Consider the following 15,758-nt stretch of genomic DNA (forward strand, 5'->3'; position numbering starts at 1 on the left):
TTTCGACCCACGAGTCTTCCAGCACGCAGGGTCGTCGGCAGGGAAAATCGAGGCAACGGCGATCTGACCGATACCGTGCATCCGGCTGGCTACCATGACGAGGATGCTGAGAAACGCACACATCGAAGCCCGCATACCCACCGAGGACCTGGGCCGAGCCCGCCGCTGGTACGCCGAGAAACTCGGCCTCGAACCGGTCGAGGAACGCGAGGGCGGCCTGCGTTATGAAGGCGCCACGGGTGTCTTCTGCCTGTTCGCCTCCGCCGGTGCGTCGGACGGCTCGTTCACCCAAATGGGTTTCTACGTCGATGACATCGAGGCAACCGTCGCGGACCTGCGTGCCCGTGGCGTGGTGTTCGAGGAGTACGACGGTACCGTGAACGGGATCATGGATATCGAGGGCAACTATCCGAGCAAGGGACGTGCCGAGCGGGGTGCGTGGTTCCGCGACAGCGAGGGCAACCTGCTCGGTATCGGCCAAGTCATCCCCTGAGTAAGCGCACGATCGCCATACCTGACAGTATTAGATACTGTATATCTAACAGTATGGTGCCGGCCGTAAGCGGCCGGAGAAGGCGCGGGTACAACAGTGAGCGATGACGACACTACCGACGGCACGGTGCACAGTCACCGCGACGGCTCCCTGCTGCGCCTGACCCTGGACCGTCCTGCCCGTCATAATGCGCTCAGCCCCACCATGATCGATGATCTGGTCGGCGTGCTCACCGCCGCCGCTACCGATGACACCTTGCGCGTCATCCACATCCAGGGCGCAGGCAACGATTTCTGCTCTGGCGTGGACTGGGTCGCTACCAACAGCAAAGGCAACCGCGCCAGGACCGGTGACCTCGTCCGGCGCATACCCCATACCGCACACCGGGTCATCGAACTCGTCCACACCATTCAGCTGCCCGTGGTCTGCACCGTCCGCGGCTGGGCGGCGGGTATGGGATGCAACCTCGCGCTCGCGGCCGACTTCACCATCGCCGCGACCGATGCCGTCTTCTGGGAGCCCTTCCTGGCCCGCGGATTCAGCCCGGACACGGGATCCACCTGGCTTTTGCCGCGCCTCGTCGGCCTCACCCGAGCCAAACGGCTACTGCTGCTGGGCGAGAAGGTCGAGGCCACCGACGCGGCCGACTGGGGCCTGATCCATCAGGTCACCGACCCCGCCGAACTCGAACAGCACACCGAGGCCTTGCTCACCCGCCTCGGCGCGACGGCGACCATCGCCTATGGACTCACCAAACAGGCCATCCATCACAACCAGCACACCGCCCTGCCCGAAGCGCTCAACCACGAACTCTTCGCCCTCGAACTCGCCTGCCGCACCAAAGATTTCAAGGAGGGCCTAGCCGCCTTCCAGCAGCGTCGCCCACCGTATTTCCAGGGTCGATAGCAAAATACCGCGGACGCCACCACCTCCCCCGAAAATACGGTCTGAAATGCATCTCGATGATGCCAAGACCCGGCGAGAATCAATCCCGCCGGAGCCTTCGTGAGCCGACTCGCTACGGCGCCTCGGGTTCCGGGACATGGAAGTGTTCGTCCCGCAGCCGGAATGCCTCATTGGTCCCGTGCTCCGCGCGCGTCTTGACGAAGTTGAATTCGCCGGGGGCGAATTGCAGATTGGTCCCGAATGCGTGGAAGAGATAGCTGGCCACTTCCTCGCCTTGATAGGCCTGGCTCTGCTCGACGAGCCGAAACGCCTCCTTGGCAATGACGACACCATCGGCAGGCATCTTCGCCGCCTTTTCGGCCCAGTACCGCGCCCGAGCGGTTACCGCTGCGGGATCGCATGTTTCGGTGAAGACGCCGAGATGTTCGATATCGCCCGCCTCGATGATGTCGCCGGTCAACAGCAGGCGGCGTGCGAGCACCGGACCGAGCCGGTGGAAGAACATATGCAGGCTGCCGAGCGCGGGACCGAGGAAGCGAGTCGCGGGCATACCGATTTTCGTATCGCGCGCGATCACCGAAATATCGGTCATCAGTGCCATTTCGAAACCGCCACCGAGTGCGTAGCCACTGATCTCGCCCACCGTGACCTTGGGAAAGCCGAGGAAGTTGTGGTAGAAGTCGAACGATTTGCGGTCCACGGTCAGCCGTCGTCGTTGGCTGGGCCGACTCTTGGTCGGCTGCTTGCCGTTTCCGGCGCTCTCGCCGTACCAGCCGTAGGCGTTGCTCATATCGGCGCCGGTGCTGAACACTCCGTCCGCCCCGCGCAGCAGGACGACGGTGATGTCGTCGTCCGCGGCGACCTGGTCCAGATATAGGGCAAGTCCGTCGCGCATGGCCGCATCGTAGGAATTGCGCCGACCAGGATTGTTGAGCGTGACAGTGGCGATCCTCTTGTCGGGGTCCACGTGGTAGAGCACGCGGCCGTCGGCGGCGCTCGAACTGGTCATCAGTGTGTCTCTTCCTTTTCTTTCGGGGATCGCTTTCCGTATCGCGCCCCGGTCAGCCGCTCGGGCGGCAAGGCGACGGTCTGGACGACTGCTGTGCACAGCACCTCGTCTTCCAGAATCAGCCGCGCTATCGATTCGATGCCGGTCTCCCCCACCGACCGGACGATCTCGAATCGCAGCTCGACGAGAATCGGCGTCGGACGGCGGTAGGTGACATTCAGCGAGCGGGTCTTGCCGGTCAGGCCGACCGCACAGCTCTGGTGCTGGACGACGGCGTCGAAGAAGACCGCGAGGAACCCGCCGTGCACGAGCCCGGGTGGCCCCTCGTGCACTAGCGGAAAGGTGACCCGCCCTGCGCCCGCGTCGATGCCGAGATGGTCGAATCGGTACTCCGGGAAACAGGGATTGTATGCGCCGATATCCGACGCGTGGTCCAGATAGACCCGCTGCGAAGCACTTTGGTCCACACCGACTCGCGGCGCCGGATCGGGAGGGACCGCCAGGCGCAGTTCGCGCTCCCATTCGGCGAATCGCCCGAGCATGGTGTCGACGGTCGGATGGGGATGTTCCAACGACAGCAGCAACCCGCTGAGCCTGCGGATGGCAGCGGCAGCGGCCATGGTCTGTGGCAGCGGTTGCTCGCCGAAACGAATCGCCGATCGGCCGGCGGCCGTCGCGCCGCTCGGGGGTGTGTGCCCATGCTCGGCCATCGGAGCTCTTTTCGTCGTCGATGCGTATCCGCTACCTTTGTAGAAGCCTAACGGTACTGTCTACTGTATATGCATCAGTAGTGCGGAAGCAGCCGTGCTCAGGAAGGACTCCCATGCCGTTCGACACCATCGGATACGACGTCGACGGGCATACGGCCACCGTCACACTGAACCGTCCGGACGCCCTCAATGCGCTCAGCCCGCACATGATCACCGAGTTGCGCACCGCCTACGACGAGGCGGAGCACGACGACAAGGTCTGGACGATCATCGTCACCGGCACCGGGCGGGCCTTCTGCACCGGCGCGGACGTGAAGGCCATTCCCGGCGACGGCAAGGTGATCAACGAACGGCCGTATCTGTCCACCTATGAGCAGTGGGAAGCACCGCAGGAGGGCACACCGCCGTTTCGCACCATGACCAAACCGATCCTGGCCGCGATCAACGGATTGTGTTGCGGCGCAGGACTCGACTGGGTCACCACCGGGGATATCGTCATCGCCTCGGAGCGCGCGAGCTTCTTCGATCCGCACGTCAGCATCGGTTTGGTCGCGGGCCGCGAGGTGGTGCGCCTGGCCAGGGTGCTGCCGCGTTCGGTCGCGCTGCGCATGGCGCTGATGGGCAAGCACGAACGGATGAGCGCGCAGCGCGCCTATGACTTGGGGATGATCACCGAGGTTGTCGAGCACGAGCGGCTGCTCGAGCGCGCACACGAGATCGCCGACATCGTCAATTGCAATGCGCCGCTCGCGGTTCGGGGCACCCGCCTGGCCATCGTCAAGGGCCTGGACGTGCCGCTGCACGAAGCGGAGATGCTGGCCGAATCGTTCCGCGAGCGCGTCACCCGCACCCAGGACGCGCTCGAGGGACCCAAGGCTTTCATCGAGAAGCGGACCCCGGATTGGCAGTGCCGATGAGTTTCGAAACCATTCTGCTCGAGGTGGATCCCGACGACCGGGTCGCCACCATCACCTTGAACCGGCCCGATCGCCTCAACGCCTTCGATCGCACCATGTGCGAGGAAATCGAACGTGCCTGGCATACCGTCAAATTGGACGACGCAGTGCACGCCGTCGTGGTGCGTGCGGCGGGTGATCGGGCATTCAGTGCCGGTTTGGATATCACGAAGCCCTATGGGCAGCCCGCCAGTGTGTGGCATCACGAGGATCCCGGTGAGGCACTCAGCCCGAAGTGGCAGAAGATGTGGAAGCCGGTGGTCTGCGCCGTGCACGGACTCTGCACCGCGGGCGCGTTCTATTTCGTCAACGAGGCCGACATCGTGATCTGCTCGTCCGAGGCAACCTTTTTCGACTCGCATGTGTCGGCGGGCCTGGTTTCCGCATTGGAACCCGTCGGGCTCATGCGCCGCGTCGGCCTCGGCGACACCTTGCGCATGGCGCTGATGGGCAATGACGAACGCGTCGGCGCCGAAACCGCCTTGCGCATCGGACTCGTGACCGAAGTGGTCGAGCGCGACCGACTTTGGTCCCGCGCGCACGAGATCGCCACCACCGTCGCCGCCAAACCACCCGCGGCCACGCAGGGCACAGTCAAAGCGATCTGGGAATCACTCGACAAGCCCTATCGAGCGGCGCTGGACCACGGACTCATCTACACGCGGCTCGGCAATCCGATCGGTACCGCCCAACTGGCCGACGAGCGCAACGGCACTGCGCCACAGCGCGTTCCGACCGAACCGAGGATCCGATGACCAACGATAACCCCGGCGACGATCATGCCCTCATTCGACGCATCGCCGATGTGCTCGACCTGCGCCCGGACGCGCCCGCCATCGAATACGACGATCGGTGGTTCTCCTGGCGACTGCTCGCCGATATGGCACGTCGCATCCGCTCCTACACCGCCGCGCCCGGAACGAGGCCGCGGCAGGTCGGCATTCTGCTGCGCAATCGGCCCGAGCATGTGGCCGCGTTTCTGGGCGTCCTGCTGGGTGGCGGCAGCGTCGTGGTGATCAATCCGGCACGCGGTGACGACCGGATCCGAGCCGATATCGCGGCGCTGCGGCTACCGCTGGTGATCGGTCGTGCCAGCGATCTCGCGGCGCTGGTCGCGCCCGAATCGGGCACTGCGACGGTGTCGATCTCGGAATTGGACGTGGAGCCGCATTCAACCGGGCATCCGCACGATTTCGGTGCTGCCGAGCCGGGGGTGGCGGTGCGCATGCTGACCAGCGGGACTACCGGCCCGCCGAAGCGCGTCGATATCACCTACGACATGCTGGCGCGCAGCGTGCTCGGAACCGACCCGGCCCGTGCGACGCCACCGACCGAACCACGACGCGGTATCGCGATCGTCAACGCGCCACTGGTCCATATCGGCGGCATATTCCGAATACTGCAGTGCGTCACCGAGGCCCGGCCGTTCGTGCTGTTGCCACGGTTCGAACTCGCCAGCTGGGCCAGAGCGGTGCGCGCGCATCGTCCGGCCGCGGTATCGCTGGTGCCTGCCGCATTGCGCACGGTGCTGCATTCGGATCTGGGCAAGGACGATCTCGCGGGCATCCGCGTCGTCACCTCGGGAACGGCGCCGTTGTCGGCCGCCGACGCAGACGCCTTCTACCAGAAGTTCGGTATCCCCGTCCTGACGTCCTATGCCGCAACCGAATTCGGCGGCGGCGTCGCGGGCTGGACGGTGGCGGATCACCAGCAGCACTGGAATGCCAAGCGCGGCAGCGTCGGTCGCGCGACTGGCGGCGCTCAGCTGCGGGTCGTCGACGAGGACGGCAGGGTCCTCGGGGCCGACCAGCCCGGTCTGCTCGAGGTCATCCCAGGACAGCTGGGTCCGGCTGCGGACTGGATCCGCACCACCGATATCGCTCGCATCGATGCCGACGGATTCCTCTGGATCCTGGGGCGGGCCGATCAGGCGATCATCCGAGGTGGGTTCAAGATCATGCCCGAGGATCTGCGCAGCGCCCTGGAAAGCCATCCCGCCGTGCAGGGCGCGGCGGTGGTGGCCCGGCCCGACCAGCGTCTCGGCGAGACGCCGGTCGCCATGGTGGAACTGCGCGAGGGCACGACCACCGAAACAGACCAATTGGTCGCGTTCCTGCGAACTCGTCTGGCGGCCTATGAGATTCCCACTCGGATCGCCATCGTCGACGCCATTCCGCGAACACCGTCCGGTAAGGCGGATCTGAGCGCGGTGCGACGGCATTTCACCGAACCGGCGACTGCCGCGCGAGGCGACAATGGCCATTGAGTCCCGCACCGTGGCGCAGCAGCTGCATCGGCACGCCCGAACCCGCCCCGATCATCCGCTGTTGATCTGCGATGACGAACGCCTCAGCTATGGCGAAGCGCAGCGCCGCTCGGCCCGGCTCGCCCGCGGACTCATCGCGCTCGGGGCCGGCAAAGGCACCCACATCGGTCTGCTGTATCCCAACAGCGCCGACTTCGTCGTCGGCGCGCTGGCGGCCGCGCGGATCGGCGCCGTGATCGTCCCGTTCTCGACATTCGCTACCGCCATGGAGATACGCGAGCAGTTGGTCGACGGTGATATCCGAATTCTGCTGGCCGCCGACAGCTTTCGCTCCCACGATTACGTCCGACGGCTGACCGAAGTGCTCACCAGCTCGAAATTCGGCTCCGGGGGCAGGCTGTTCTGCAGTACGGTCCCCCAACTGCGCCACGTCGCGATCAGCTACCGCACGGACCTCTACCGCGTCCGCAGCATCGAGGGCCTCGCCCAGTTCGCCGAGTCCGTCGACCCAGCGCTGCTGACCGCGATGGAGAACGATGTCGACGGCTCGGACCCGCTGACGATCATCTACACCTCCGGATCCACCAGCGCGCCCAAGGGAGTCGTGCACACGCACGCCGCCCTGCTCGACCACCAGAGGAATTTGAACGAAATCCGCGGACTCACCGAGGCGGACATCCTGTTCTGCAACTCGCCGTTCTTCTGGATCGGCGGATTCGCCTTCGGGCTGCTGGCGACCCTGGTCGCCGGATCGACGCTGGTGTGCTCGAACGCCACCGACGCCGGTGCGACCCTCGATCTGCTCGAAACCGAAAAGCCAACGATGACAAATGGTTTCGCGGCCGCCATCGCACACCTCACCAGGCACCCCAGCTACGCCGATCGCGATCTGTCCAGCATGCGCCGAGGCAACCTGTACCCGATCATGGCCGAGGAAGTGCGCCCCCACGACCCCGAGCTGCGCCACAATATGCTCGGCATGACCGAGGCGGGCAGTGTCGTGCTGCTCAGCGGTGACGAATCCGATCAGCCGGAGCAGCGCCGCGGATCATTCGGCAAACCCGCACCCGGATTCGACATCAGGATCGTCGACCCGGGCACCGGTGCCGAAATCGAGACCGGCGAAATCGGCGAGCTGTGCATCCGCGGGCCCTATGTCATGCAGGGCTACTACAAACGCAGCCGCGAAGAGAGTTTCGACGCCGACGGCTGGTTTCACACGGGTGACCTGGTGCGCGTCGACGCCGAGGGCTTCGTCTACTTCATCGGCAGACACGATTCGATGATCAAGACCGCGGGCGCGAACATTTCCCCCGGTGAGGTCGAGAAGGCCATCACCAAGATCACCGCAGCCACCGCGCATGTGCTCGGCATTCCCGATCCGGATCGAGGTCAGACGGTCGCGGCGGTGATCGTGACACCGAACGGCGGCACCATCGACGACGTGCGGGAAAGACTGCGATCGGAACTGTCGGCGTACAAGATCCCCAAACGGTTCGTGTTCGCGCGCGCCGCGGACATACCGATGCTCTCCAGCGGCAAGGTCGATGTCCAACGACTCCGAAAGATGTTCGATGCCTGAGGACGTCGCCGCGAGCGCACGCACCGTCGACGCACTGCTGCGACTGCGCGCCGACCACAATGCAGCCGATGCGGCGGTCATCGATCCGACCACGCGGCTGACCTACGCCGAACTGGACGCGACGACACGCGAGCTGGCCGCGGCATTCGTCGAGACCGGTGTCGCCAAAGGCAGCCGGGTTGGGCTGATCATGCCCAATAGCGTCGGCTGGGTGCAGTTCGCGGTCGCGCTCACGCGTATCGGTGCGGTGCTGGTCCCGCTCAGCACCTTGCTGAAGACCCCAGAACTCGTAGCGCAATTACGCGTCGCCGCAGTGGAATTCGTCATCGCGGTGGAAGAATTCCACGGGCACCGCTACGTCGAAGGCCTTCGATCCGAGCTGGGACTACCCGAGGACGCGCCGATCCAAAACCCGGCGCTACCCGCGCTACGGCGGGTATGGACGGTCGATCAGGTGAATGAACTGCCTGCCACCGAAACAGCCACCGAGGTCGCGGTCGCTTTGGCACACACTGTCGTCGCCGCCGATCCGCTCACGATCATGTTCACCTCCGGTAGCCGAAGTCTGCCCAAGGGGGTAATCCACTCGCACGGTAATGCATTCGGGGCCGTACGCTCCGGACTCGCCGGCCGATGCATCCACGGCGGCACCAGGCTGTACCTGCCGATGCCCTTCTTCTGGGTGGGTGGCTTCGGCGGTGGCATTCTGTCCGCGCTGCTGGCCGGAGCCGCCTTGATCACCGAGGCGATTCCGCGACCGGAAACCACCTTGCGACTGCTCGAACGCGAGCGGGTCACCCTCTTTCGCGGTTGGCCCGATCAGGCCGAAGCACTGGCGCGCCAAGCGGATACGATCGGCGCCGACCTCTCGGCGCTGCGGCCCGGCAGCCTCGAGGCACTGCTGCCGCCCGAGCAGCGTTCGCGACCCGGTGCGCGCGCCAACTTGTTCGGCATGACCGAATCCTTCGGCCCCTACTGCGGTTACCGCGCCGACACCGATATGCCCGACACCGCGACAGGCAGTTGCGGTCGACCGTTCGCCGGTATGGAAGTGCGCATCATCGATCCGATGGACGGTAGCCCGGCACCCGCGGGCACAGTGGGCGAGATCCAACTCCGGGGACCGCATACGCTGCGCGGCATATGCCGACGCGGTCGCGAAGACCTGCTGACCGTCGACGGCTTCTACCCCACCGGAGATCTCGGCCGTCTCGACGAAGACGGCTTCCTGTTCTATCACGGCCGCTCCGACGATATGTTCAAGGTCAGCGGCGCCAGTGTCTATCCCAGCGAAGTGGAGCAGGCCCTGCGTGGTATCGAGGGTGTCGAGAACGCCTTCGTCACCAATGTCGTTCAGGGCCAAGGTGATCAGGTGGCGGCGGCCGTGGTGGGCGATATCGCCATCGATCGGCTGCGCACCGACGCCCGGCAACGGCTCAGTGCCTTCAAAATGCCGACGATCTGGTTGCTGCTGGAATCCGATGAGGGTATCCCGCGCGGATCGACGGGCAAGGTCGATATCACGGGCCTGCGCGACCTGCTGTCACGTCTCGGCAGCAACTGAAATACAGCGCGTTCGACGACAAAGTGAGCGAAGACATGACAGCGATGCAAGCGATCAGTGGGCTACTCGACCACATCGGATTCCACCGAAACGGCGGCACTGACGACTCACCCATTTGGGAGCTTCCGGTCGCCCCACACGTGGTCAACACCTCGGGCGGACTACAGGGCGGACTCATCGCAACACTGGCCGATATCGCCGCGGGCACGGCAGCATTGGCGACACGGCCGAACGGCGGCGGCGTGGTCACCTCGGATCTGAGTGTGCGCTATTTCCGCGCCATTACCGACGGCGCGGCGCGCGCCGTGACCAAGATCGTGCACGCGGGTAAGCGGTCCATCGTCGTGCAAGTCGAAGTGCGGGGAATGCCGGGTGACGAGGTCGCCGCACTCGCGACCGTCAATTTCGCCACGGTCGATTTCAACACCGGTGCCACAGAGCCGTAGCCGAGCGCCATCACAATTCTGGTGCCGCATCCAGATTCCCTACTGCGCTATCCGCCTCCAGCAACTGGCCGAGCGTAGTGATACGGCGGTCGAATTCGCCGTGGGCGACCACCATTCGACTACATTCGACGAACCCCGGGCACGCGCAGCGATACGGCAGAAGCTATCTGGACACGGCACTAGGTGACCGAGCGTTACCGTATTCAATACCGCTGGCATTACAGTAATGGTTGTCTACACTTGCCGAGCGGTCAACCAGGAGGCCATGTCATGACGAGTTCGTCCACCGGCGGCAGCGCGGTCGCATCGGAGGATTTCCGCGAAATCCTGGCTCAGACCAGGAAGTTCGTGCGAACCGTCGTCGTGGGGCGAGAGCGCGAGATCGCCGAAGAGAACCGGATGCCCGACGATGTCGTCGAACAGGCCAAGGCCATAGGGCTGTTCGGCTACGCCATCCCCCAGGAATGGGGCGGGCTCGGCCTCGATCTCGCACAGGACGTCGAATTGGCGATGGAGTTCGGCTACACCACACTCGCGTTGCGGTCGATGTTCGGGACCAATAACGGGATCGCGGGCCAGGTACTGGTCGGATTCGGCACCGAGGAGCAGAAGTCTCGGTGGCTCGAGCCCATCGCCTCCGGTGCGGTGGTGGCCTCGTTCGCACTCACCGAATCCGGGGCGGGTTCCAATCCGGCATCGTTGCGGAGTACGGCGGTCAGTGCCGGTACGGATTGGATCATCAACGGCGAGAAGCGATTCATCACCAACGCCCCAGTGGCGGATCTGTTCGTGGCCTTCGCGCGCACCCGCCCGGCCGACGAAAACGGCGCCGGCATCGCGGTATTCCTCGTACCCGCCGACACCCCCGGCGTCGAGGTAGGGCCCAAGGACCGCAAGATGGGACAGGAGGGCGCGTGGACCGCGGAGGTGCGATTCCAGGATGTGCGCGTCGGTCCCGAGGCGCTGGTCGGCGGCAACGAGGATATCGGCTACCGCGCGGCGATGACCTCGCTGGCCCGAGGCCGGATCCATATCGCCGCGCTCGCGGTCGGCGCCGCACAACGCGCCCTCGACGAATCGGTGGCCTACGCCGCGACAGCCACCCAGGGCGGCACCCCGATCGGAGAGTTCCAGTTGGTGCAGGCCATGATCGCTGACATGCAGACCGGGGTCATGGCGGGCCGGGCGCTGGTCCGCGATGCGGCGCGCAGTTGGGTGGCAGGCGAGGACCGGCGCATCGCACCATCGGTCGCAAAGCTGTACTGCACCGAAATGGCAGGCAAGGTAGCCGATTTGGCGGTACAGGTGCACGGCGGCACCGGCTATATGCGCGAGGTCGCCGTCGAACGCATCTACCGCGATGTCCGACTGCTGCGACTCTATGAAGGCACCAGCGAGATCCAGCGCCTGATCATCGGCGGCGGACTCGTCAAGAACGCCCAGCGCGGTCGCTAACCGAATCCAGCGTCGGCAGCGCGACAGGAGCAGAAATCCCGCTCAGGGCCAAGGCATCGTCGAGGCAGCTTTCAGTCAGTACCCGCGTCGTCAACACCTTCAACTGCTCCACTCCGGCAGTACGGATCGCCTGCTCCACCGACACAGGCAGCCGATCGAACTTCAACTCCAACTGCTCGATCAACGCCGCCGCCCGCCCACGCAGTTCACCGCGCAGTTCACCACGCGCTTCGCCTTCTGCGTAACCTTCTGCACGCAACCTGTCGGCGGCAGTCACGATGACCTCCTTTGCTTCGGGCCGCGTTGATCGGTCCGCACTGGGCAGTCAAATAGCGCCCACTCAGGCCAGGACGTCATCCAGACTGCTCGCCGTTAGCACCCGCGCTGTCCACACCTTCAACTGCTCCACCCCGGCATCACGAATAGCCTGCTCCACCGAGACAGACAGCCGACCGAACTTCAAGGTCACCAGCTCGATCAACGTCTCCGCACGCCAACGCGCCTCACCGCGCGCTTCCCCCTCTGCACGCAACTTGTCAGCAGTAGTCACGATGACCTCCTTGGCTTCGGTCCCGAGTTGATCGGTCCGCGCTGGCGCGAGCGAGCAGCGACCGCTCAGGCCAGGACGTCATCAAGAGTGCTCGCCGTGAGTACCCGCGCGGTCCACACCTTCAACTGCTCCAACCCACCATCACGAACAGTCTGCTCAATCGACACGGGCAACCGTCCGAACTTCAACGTCAACAGCTCAATCAATGCCGCCGCCCGACCACGGGCTTCACCGCGTGCCTCCCCACGCGCTTCACCCTCTGCGCGCAACTTGTCAGCAGTAGTCACGATGACCTCCTTGGCTTCGGTCCCGAGTTGATCGGTGAGGGGATCGAGGTCGTCGGCGTCTATATCGCCGACGAACAAAATGTACTGCACGAGGGCTCTGAAGGCCTGTTTCCCGCCTGGACCTCCGATAATGGCCCGCAGTTCGGGGCGTAGAAGCAGCAGTTGCGTGACCAGGTCGGGGTTGCCCGACACAATCTTCTGCAGGCAGAGCATCACTTTGGCCGCGGGTGTCAGCGGCCGTCGCAGTAGTGCGGGCAAATCGACGGCATTGACGTCGTCGAGTACGTACCGCAACCGTGGCAGGTAGTCTCCGAGCGCCGCTCGGACGTCGGCGTCAGCGTCGATCAGATCCGCCACGTCCATGGGGGCCGTCCATCGGTATCCGTTCGGGCCAACATGCACGACAACCGGAATGATCGGGGGCAGCAGTCGAGCATCGGGCTGCGAGCGCAGGTAGTGGTTCCAGATGTTGACTATGTACTCGAGCATCCGGAACGGCATCAGATTGTCACTGCGGCTCTGATGCTCCAACAGGATGTAGACGAATGCGTCGCGGCCGCCGAGGCGGGTCCGGAACAGTAGATCACTCTGGCGGGACCGCAACTCATCGGAAACGAACGTTCCCGACTGCACCTCGAGCGTCGACCAATCCAGGCGCGCCACAATCTCCTTCGGCAATACCAGACGTAGTTCCGAGGCCGCCTCGGCGGGGCGGCCGAGCACATTGCGGAAGTAGGCGTCGTGCGGGTTCGCGGCCATGTGGCGCACCGTACTACCGCCCACCGACACGGCGGCCGGGCGAGTGACGTTGCACGCCAGGCTGATTCACGCCCCGGGTTGCTCGTCCCGGACCGCCGATGATGAGTCGAATTGCCGGACAGTTATCGGCGAACCGAGTTGCCGGGGCGCGGAGGGTATCCGCCGGATGTGTCATTGGGACAGCCATTGCTCGATGAGGTCCAGTGACGCTGTCGAATACAGCGCTTCGCCGTCTTCCGCGTCGAGCAGTGTCCAGCGCTGATCGCGCACCAGCAGGTAGCCCGCTCGTTCGGCGCGACTGGCGAGCTGCTGCTCTCGGACCGATTCCGGATCGGAAGTCACCGGATACTCCTTTCGCTAGATAGTGCCCTGTGAATGTTCTTGGGGGACAAAGAATTCGACCCAATATTCGTGCCGGATCGCATCCCATAACCGTGAGAGCTCCGGGAATCGCTCGCGCAGGTCGGCCAGATCCGGTGCGACGGCAGGTGTCGCGGCGCACAGCAGCGGCTGTGCTTCGGATAGGTTGCGCACCAGCATTATTCGAATGCGGTGGCGATCGATCCGCCAGTCCGCGTGCCAGCCGTCGACCTCGGTGCGACGCTCGCTCATTCCGGACCCCCGTCGAAGTCAGTCAGTGTCGTGATCGTTCGCGGGTGCGCCGGAGACCGGCGATGCCAGCTCGTTGAGCTTGTCCAGTACCTCGTGCAATGTGCGCAGGGGCAGCCCACGGGGAGCGTGCGGCTCGCTGTCCAACGGAGGAAACGCGATCCCCCGGGCGGCGGTCCGCTCGCGCGGGGTCACCGATTGCGGGACGAGCCGTCCGGCATCGACCAGCGTGTAGTACGCCGCCGCCTTCCACGCGCACCGATGAATCCGGCAGGTACGGTGCCTGCGCATCAGTTCTTGCGCCAGCTCGATGTCCGCGTACTCGCAGATCTCCGGCAGGGTGAAGGTGAGTTCCCGGCTCATCACGCCGCACCCACCGCACATGCCCCCGGACGCGCTGCCCGTGCCCAAGTGGTTGCGGGACAGACGGTTTCGAGATCGAAGTCCTCGCATACCCGTGCCGGTCGATCATCGACATGAGCCAGGTCGTAGACAACGAGCGCGGCCACATCGAGCCCGGCCGCAATACCGAGGGCGTATCCGATCGGATCGGGCGTATCCTGCGGCGGCCGTATCGTGTAAACGTACTGATAGCCCAACGACTCGGCGTGCCGCGCCACGGCGCTCGCGTGCTCGGGCGCCGCGAGTCCGGACACGTCACCGCGCACGAATCCGATAGCTTTCGGCCGGGCACTTCGGCGTGTATCCATTTCTGCCACTTGCTTGTTCGTTATCATTGCGAGCCTCCGGTCGTACCGAGTCTTTGGGCACCCGTCCGCGAATGGGATGGAACCGTCGAGCCAGCGGGCGGGATCTCGCATCAAAGCCTTCCGCCCGGGCGTCTCCATCAGATCACTCGACCGTCAAAATGACACTGCCGAATCAGCATCTCTCCGAAAGTGATTCAAAACCGCAGGGCGCCTGCCACTATGGCTGTCGACCCCTGTCATTTCTGATAGTGCCAAGGAGCTGCGATGGTCTTTGCGGGACACACTTCACTGCCACGACGCCAGCTGGGGCAGTTCGTGCGCCGACAGCGCGAGGCGAATACGTCATTCACCCAGGAGGCGGTCGCGAAAGCGATGCAGTGGAGCCACAGTAGGTACGCGCGCTTCGAACGAGGAGAACCCGGCAAGGTGCTGGACCGGGATCTCGTCGAGCTCGGCAAGATCCTCGAAATTCCGGACCATGAAGTCGCGGCCATGATCGAGCTGGCTCGGCAGGTGGCCGAAAAGACTTGGTACAACCCGTACAACGATCTCATTCGAGCCAACCTCGACGTGTACATGCGCTTGGAGACCGACGCGCGGTCGATGGAGATCTGGCGACCCGATCTGGTGCCCGGCCTACTCCAAACGGCCGACTACGCCGCCGCGCTGAACCGGATCCACTTCCCGAAGGAATCCGAGGAGGAGCATGAGCGCCGGATCGAGTTGAAGATGCAGCGGCAGAAGATCCTCACCCGCAAGAAGTCGGCGGTCACTGTCGATCTCATCCTGCACGAATGTGTTCTGCACACAATCGTCGGAAGCGAGGCGATCACAGCGGCTCAGTGCCGACATCTTGCGGACATGAGCACACAGCCGAACATCTCGATCCGCATCCTGCCGTTCAAGGCAGGATTTCCACTTGGCACACCAGTCGGACCGTTCGTAATCCTCGACTTCGAACCCAAACCGAACGGTGTAGCCGAACCGACCGTCGTCTACGTCGAGAACTACTCCGGCGACATGTACCTTGAGGAAGAGACGGACGTCGAGCTGCACCGGCGGGCGTCTGCGACGATCCAGCACACAGCGCTGGATGCGGTGGCCAGTAGGGCACTGCTGCGGCAGGTAGCACGGAAGGACTCGAGACAGTGAGCGATGACCGCCTAGCGGGTGCGAAATGGTTCAAGAGCACCCGCAGCTCCGGAAACCACGAATGTGTGGAGGTGGCATTCCTGGACGGCGGTGGCATAGGGGTTCGCGACAGCAAGAATCCGACCGGCCCGGCACTGGTATTCACTCCCGGCGAGTGGGACGCCTTCACCGCAGGCGTACAAGACGGTGAGTTCACCCGCCCCACGGCGTAACAACCTCGAACTGATCGCGGGTAGCGGCCTCAGTCCAACACGCAATGGACTGAGGCCGTTACTGTTTCTGGTAATGGCCCCACGTCCAAATA

At 64.4% G+C, this 15,758-nt stretch carries 20 protein-coding genes; 11 read left to right on the forward strand and 9 right to left on the reverse strand.

What is annotated here, in order from left to right; all coding sequences use genetic code 11:
• The first annotated feature begins 103 nt into the window (after positions 1–103).
• Both ACFYOW_RS31175 and ACFYOW_RS31180 read left to right on the forward strand, forming a co-directional pair.
• Entirely contained in the window at positions 104–493 is a 390-nt protein-coding gene (locus ACFYOW_RS31175) for a VOC family protein (RefSeq protein ID WP_387293644.1), read from the forward strand.
• Positions 494–589: 96 nt separating this feature from the next.
• A complete protein-coding gene (locus tag ACFYOW_RS31180) occupies positions 590–1,399 on the forward strand; it encodes an enoyl-CoA hydratase/isomerase family protein (RefSeq protein ID WP_387293645.1) in 810 nt (269 codons plus the stop codon).
• Between the two features lie 112 nt (positions 1,400–1,511).
• Here ACFYOW_RS31180 and ACFYOW_RS31185 read toward each other — a convergent pair whose 3' ends face one another.
• Both ACFYOW_RS31185 and ACFYOW_RS31190 read right to left on the reverse strand, forming a co-directional pair.
• Positions 1,512–2,408 carry an enoyl-CoA hydratase/isomerase family protein gene (locus ACFYOW_RS31185; RefSeq protein ID WP_387293646.1) on the reverse strand — a complete coding sequence of 299 codons (897 nt, stop codon included), beginning with the start codon at positions 2,406–2,408 and terminating at the stop codon, positions 1,512–1,514.
• The gene (locus tag ACFYOW_RS31190; protein WP_387293647.1) at positions 2,408–3,118 is read right to left on the reverse strand and encodes a PaaI family thioesterase; all 711 of its coding nucleotides are present in this window, start codon (positions 3,116–3,118) and stop codon (positions 2,408–2,410) included. The genes ACFYOW_RS31185 and ACFYOW_RS31190 overlap by 1 nt, the downstream gene beginning before the upstream one ends.
• A 113-nt stretch (positions 3,119–3,231) precedes the next feature.
• Here ACFYOW_RS31190 and ACFYOW_RS31195 point away from each other — a divergent pair, with 113 nt between their 5' ends.
• From ACFYOW_RS31195 to ACFYOW_RS31225, 7 genes are all read left to right on the forward strand, one after another.
• Positions 3,232–4,035, forward strand: coding sequence for an enoyl-CoA hydratase/isomerase family protein (locus ACFYOW_RS31195; protein WP_387293648.1), 804 nt, complete (start codon positions 3,232–3,234; stop codon positions 4,033–4,035).
• Positions 4,032–4,829: an enoyl-CoA hydratase/isomerase family protein gene (locus tag ACFYOW_RS31200; protein WP_387293649.1), complete on the forward strand. Its 798-nt coding sequence runs from the start codon at positions 4,032–4,034 to the stop codon at positions 4,827–4,829. Before ACFYOW_RS31195 ends, ACFYOW_RS31200 begins: the two co-directional genes overlap by 4 nt.
• Entirely contained in the window at positions 4,826–6,340 is a 1,515-nt protein-coding gene (locus tag ACFYOW_RS31205) for a class I adenylate-forming enzyme family protein (protein ID WP_387293650.1), read from the forward strand. Before ACFYOW_RS31200 ends, ACFYOW_RS31205 begins: the two co-directional genes overlap by 4 nt.
• Positions 6,330–7,922: a class I adenylate-forming enzyme family protein gene (locus tag ACFYOW_RS31210; protein WP_387293651.1), complete on the forward strand. Its 1,593-nt coding sequence runs from the start codon at positions 6,330–6,332 to the stop codon at positions 7,920–7,922. The genes ACFYOW_RS31205 and ACFYOW_RS31210 overlap by 11 nt, the downstream gene beginning before the upstream one ends.
• On the forward strand, positions 7,915–9,486 hold the full coding sequence (locus ACFYOW_RS31215) for an AMP-binding protein (protein ID WP_387293652.1): 1,572 nt from the start codon (positions 7,915–7,917) through the stop codon (positions 9,484–9,486). Before ACFYOW_RS31210 ends, ACFYOW_RS31215 begins: the two co-directional genes overlap by 8 nt.
• 35 nt (positions 9,487–9,521) lie before the next feature.
• The gene (locus ACFYOW_RS31220) at positions 9,522–9,932 is read left to right on the forward strand and encodes a PaaI family thioesterase (protein WP_387293653.1); all 411 of its coding nucleotides are present in this window, start codon (positions 9,522–9,524) and stop codon (positions 9,930–9,932) included.
• Between the two features lie 270 nt (positions 9,933–10,202).
• Positions 10,203–11,387 (forward strand): acyl-CoA dehydrogenase family protein, encoded by a 1,185-nt coding sequence (locus tag ACFYOW_RS31225; protein WP_387293654.1) that lies wholly within the window; start codon positions 10,203–10,205, stop codon positions 11,385–11,387.
• Here the strand turns inward: ACFYOW_RS31225 and ACFYOW_RS31230 are convergent.
• From ACFYOW_RS31230 to ACFYOW_RS31260, 7 genes are all read right to left on the reverse strand, one after another.
• Complete coding sequence (locus ACFYOW_RS31230; protein ID WP_387293655.1) at positions 11,362–11,664, reverse strand: hypothetical protein; 303 nt, start codon at positions 11,662–11,664, stop codon at positions 11,362–11,364. The genes ACFYOW_RS31225 and ACFYOW_RS31230 overlap by 26 nt on opposite strands.
• Before the next feature lie 63 nt (positions 11,665–11,727).
• Positions 11,728–11,937 carry a hypothetical protein gene (locus tag ACFYOW_RS31235; protein ID WP_387293656.1) on the reverse strand — a complete coding sequence of 70 codons (210 nt, stop codon included), beginning with the start codon at positions 11,935–11,937 and terminating at the stop codon, positions 11,728–11,730.
• Positions 11,938–12,002: 65 nt separating this feature from the next.
• Entirely contained in the window at positions 12,003–12,983 is a 981-nt protein-coding gene (locus tag ACFYOW_RS31240; protein ID WP_387293657.1) for an Rpn family recombination-promoting nuclease/putative transposase, read from the reverse strand.
• A 171-nt stretch (positions 12,984–13,154) separates the two neighbouring features.
• Positions 13,155–13,325: a hypothetical protein gene (locus ACFYOW_RS31245; RefSeq protein ID WP_387293658.1), complete on the reverse strand. Its 171-nt coding sequence runs from the start codon at positions 13,323–13,325 to the stop codon at positions 13,155–13,157.
• 15 nt (positions 13,326–13,340) lie between these two features.
• The gene (locus ACFYOW_RS31250; protein ID WP_387293659.1) at positions 13,341–13,595 is read right to left on the reverse strand and encodes a hypothetical protein; all 255 of its coding nucleotides are present in this window, start codon (positions 13,593–13,595) and stop codon (positions 13,341–13,343) included.
• An 18-nt stretch (positions 13,596–13,613) separates the two neighbouring features.
• A complete protein-coding gene (locus tag ACFYOW_RS31255; RefSeq protein ID WP_387293660.1) occupies positions 13,614–13,955 on the reverse strand; it encodes a hypothetical protein in 342 nt (113 codons plus the stop codon).
• Positions 13,955–14,302 (reverse strand): hypothetical protein, encoded by a 348-nt coding sequence (locus tag ACFYOW_RS31260; RefSeq protein ID WP_387293661.1) that lies wholly within the window; start codon positions 14,300–14,302, stop codon positions 13,955–13,957. The genes ACFYOW_RS31255 and ACFYOW_RS31260 overlap by 1 nt, the downstream gene beginning before the upstream one ends.
• A 264-nt stretch (positions 14,303–14,566) precedes the next feature.
• Between ACFYOW_RS31260 and ACFYOW_RS31265 the strand changes: the two genes are divergently transcribed.
• On the forward strand, positions 14,567–15,454 hold the full coding sequence (locus tag ACFYOW_RS31265; RefSeq protein WP_387293662.1) for a helix-turn-helix domain-containing protein: 888 nt from the start codon (positions 14,567–14,569) through the stop codon (positions 15,452–15,454).
• Positions 15,451–15,666 (forward strand): DUF397 domain-containing protein, encoded by a 216-nt coding sequence (locus ACFYOW_RS31270; protein WP_387293663.1) that lies wholly within the window; start codon positions 15,451–15,453, stop codon positions 15,664–15,666. Before ACFYOW_RS31265 ends, ACFYOW_RS31270 begins: the two co-directional genes overlap by 4 nt.
• Positions 15,667–15,758: the final 92 nt, after the last annotated feature.

It is taken from the genome of Nocardia sp. NPDC006982 (assembly GCF_042869435.1).
Taxonomy (GTDB): Bacteria; Actinomycetota; Actinomycetes; order Mycobacteriales; family Mycobacteriaceae; genus Nocardia.

Coding starts and splice junctions, on each gene's coding strand:
- ACFYOW_RS31210 (WP_387293651.1), top strand. CDS start 6,330: ATGGCCATTGAGTCCCGCACCGTGGCGCAGCAGCTGCATCGGCACGCC.
- ACFYOW_RS31225 (WP_387293654.1), top strand. CDS start 10,203: ATGACGAGTTCGTCCACCGGCGGCAGCGCGGTCGCATCGGAGGATTTC.
- ACFYOW_RS31175 (WP_387293644.1), top strand. CDS start 104: ATGCTGAGAAACGCACACATCGAAGCCCGCATACCCACCGAGGACCTG.
- ACFYOW_RS31190 (WP_387293647.1), bottom strand. CDS start 3,118: ATGGCCGAGCATGGGCACACACCCCCGAGCGGCGCGACGGCCGCCGGC.
- ACFYOW_RS31185 (WP_387293646.1), bottom strand. CDS start 2,408: ATGACCAGTTCGAGCGCCGCCGACGGCCGCGTGCTCTACCACGTGGAC.
- ACFYOW_RS31265 (WP_387293662.1), top strand. CDS start 14,567: ATGGTCTTTGCGGGACACACTTCACTGCCACGACGCCAGCTGGGGCAG.
- ACFYOW_RS31200 (WP_387293649.1), top strand. CDS start 4,032: ATGAGTTTCGAAACCATTCTGCTCGAGGTGGATCCCGACGACCGGGTC.
- ACFYOW_RS31195 (WP_387293648.1), top strand. CDS start 3,232: ATGCCGTTCGACACCATCGGATACGACGTCGACGGGCATACGGCCACC.
- ACFYOW_RS31220 (WP_387293653.1), top strand. CDS start 9,522: ATGACAGCGATGCAAGCGATCAGTGGGCTACTCGACCACATCGGATTC.
- ACFYOW_RS31240 (WP_387293657.1), bottom strand. CDS start 12,983: ATGGCCGCGAACCCGCACGACGCCTACTTCCGCAATGTGCTCGGCCGC.
- ACFYOW_RS31250 (WP_387293659.1), bottom strand. CDS start 13,595: ATGAGCGAGCGTCGCACCGAGGTCGACGGCTGGCACGCGGACTGGCGG.
- ACFYOW_RS31260 (WP_387293661.1), bottom strand. CDS start 14,302: ATGGATACACGCCGAAGTGCCCGGCCGAAAGCTATCGGATTCGTGCGC.
- ACFYOW_RS31205 (WP_387293650.1), top strand. CDS start 4,826: ATGACCAACGATAACCCCGGCGACGATCATGCCCTCATTCGACGCATC.
- ACFYOW_RS31255 (WP_387293660.1), bottom strand. CDS start 13,955: ATGAGCCGGGAACTCACCTTCACCCTGCCGGAGATCTGCGAGTACGCG.
- ACFYOW_RS31215 (WP_387293652.1), top strand. CDS start 7,915: ATGCCTGAGGACGTCGCCGCGAGCGCACGCACCGTCGACGCACTGCTG.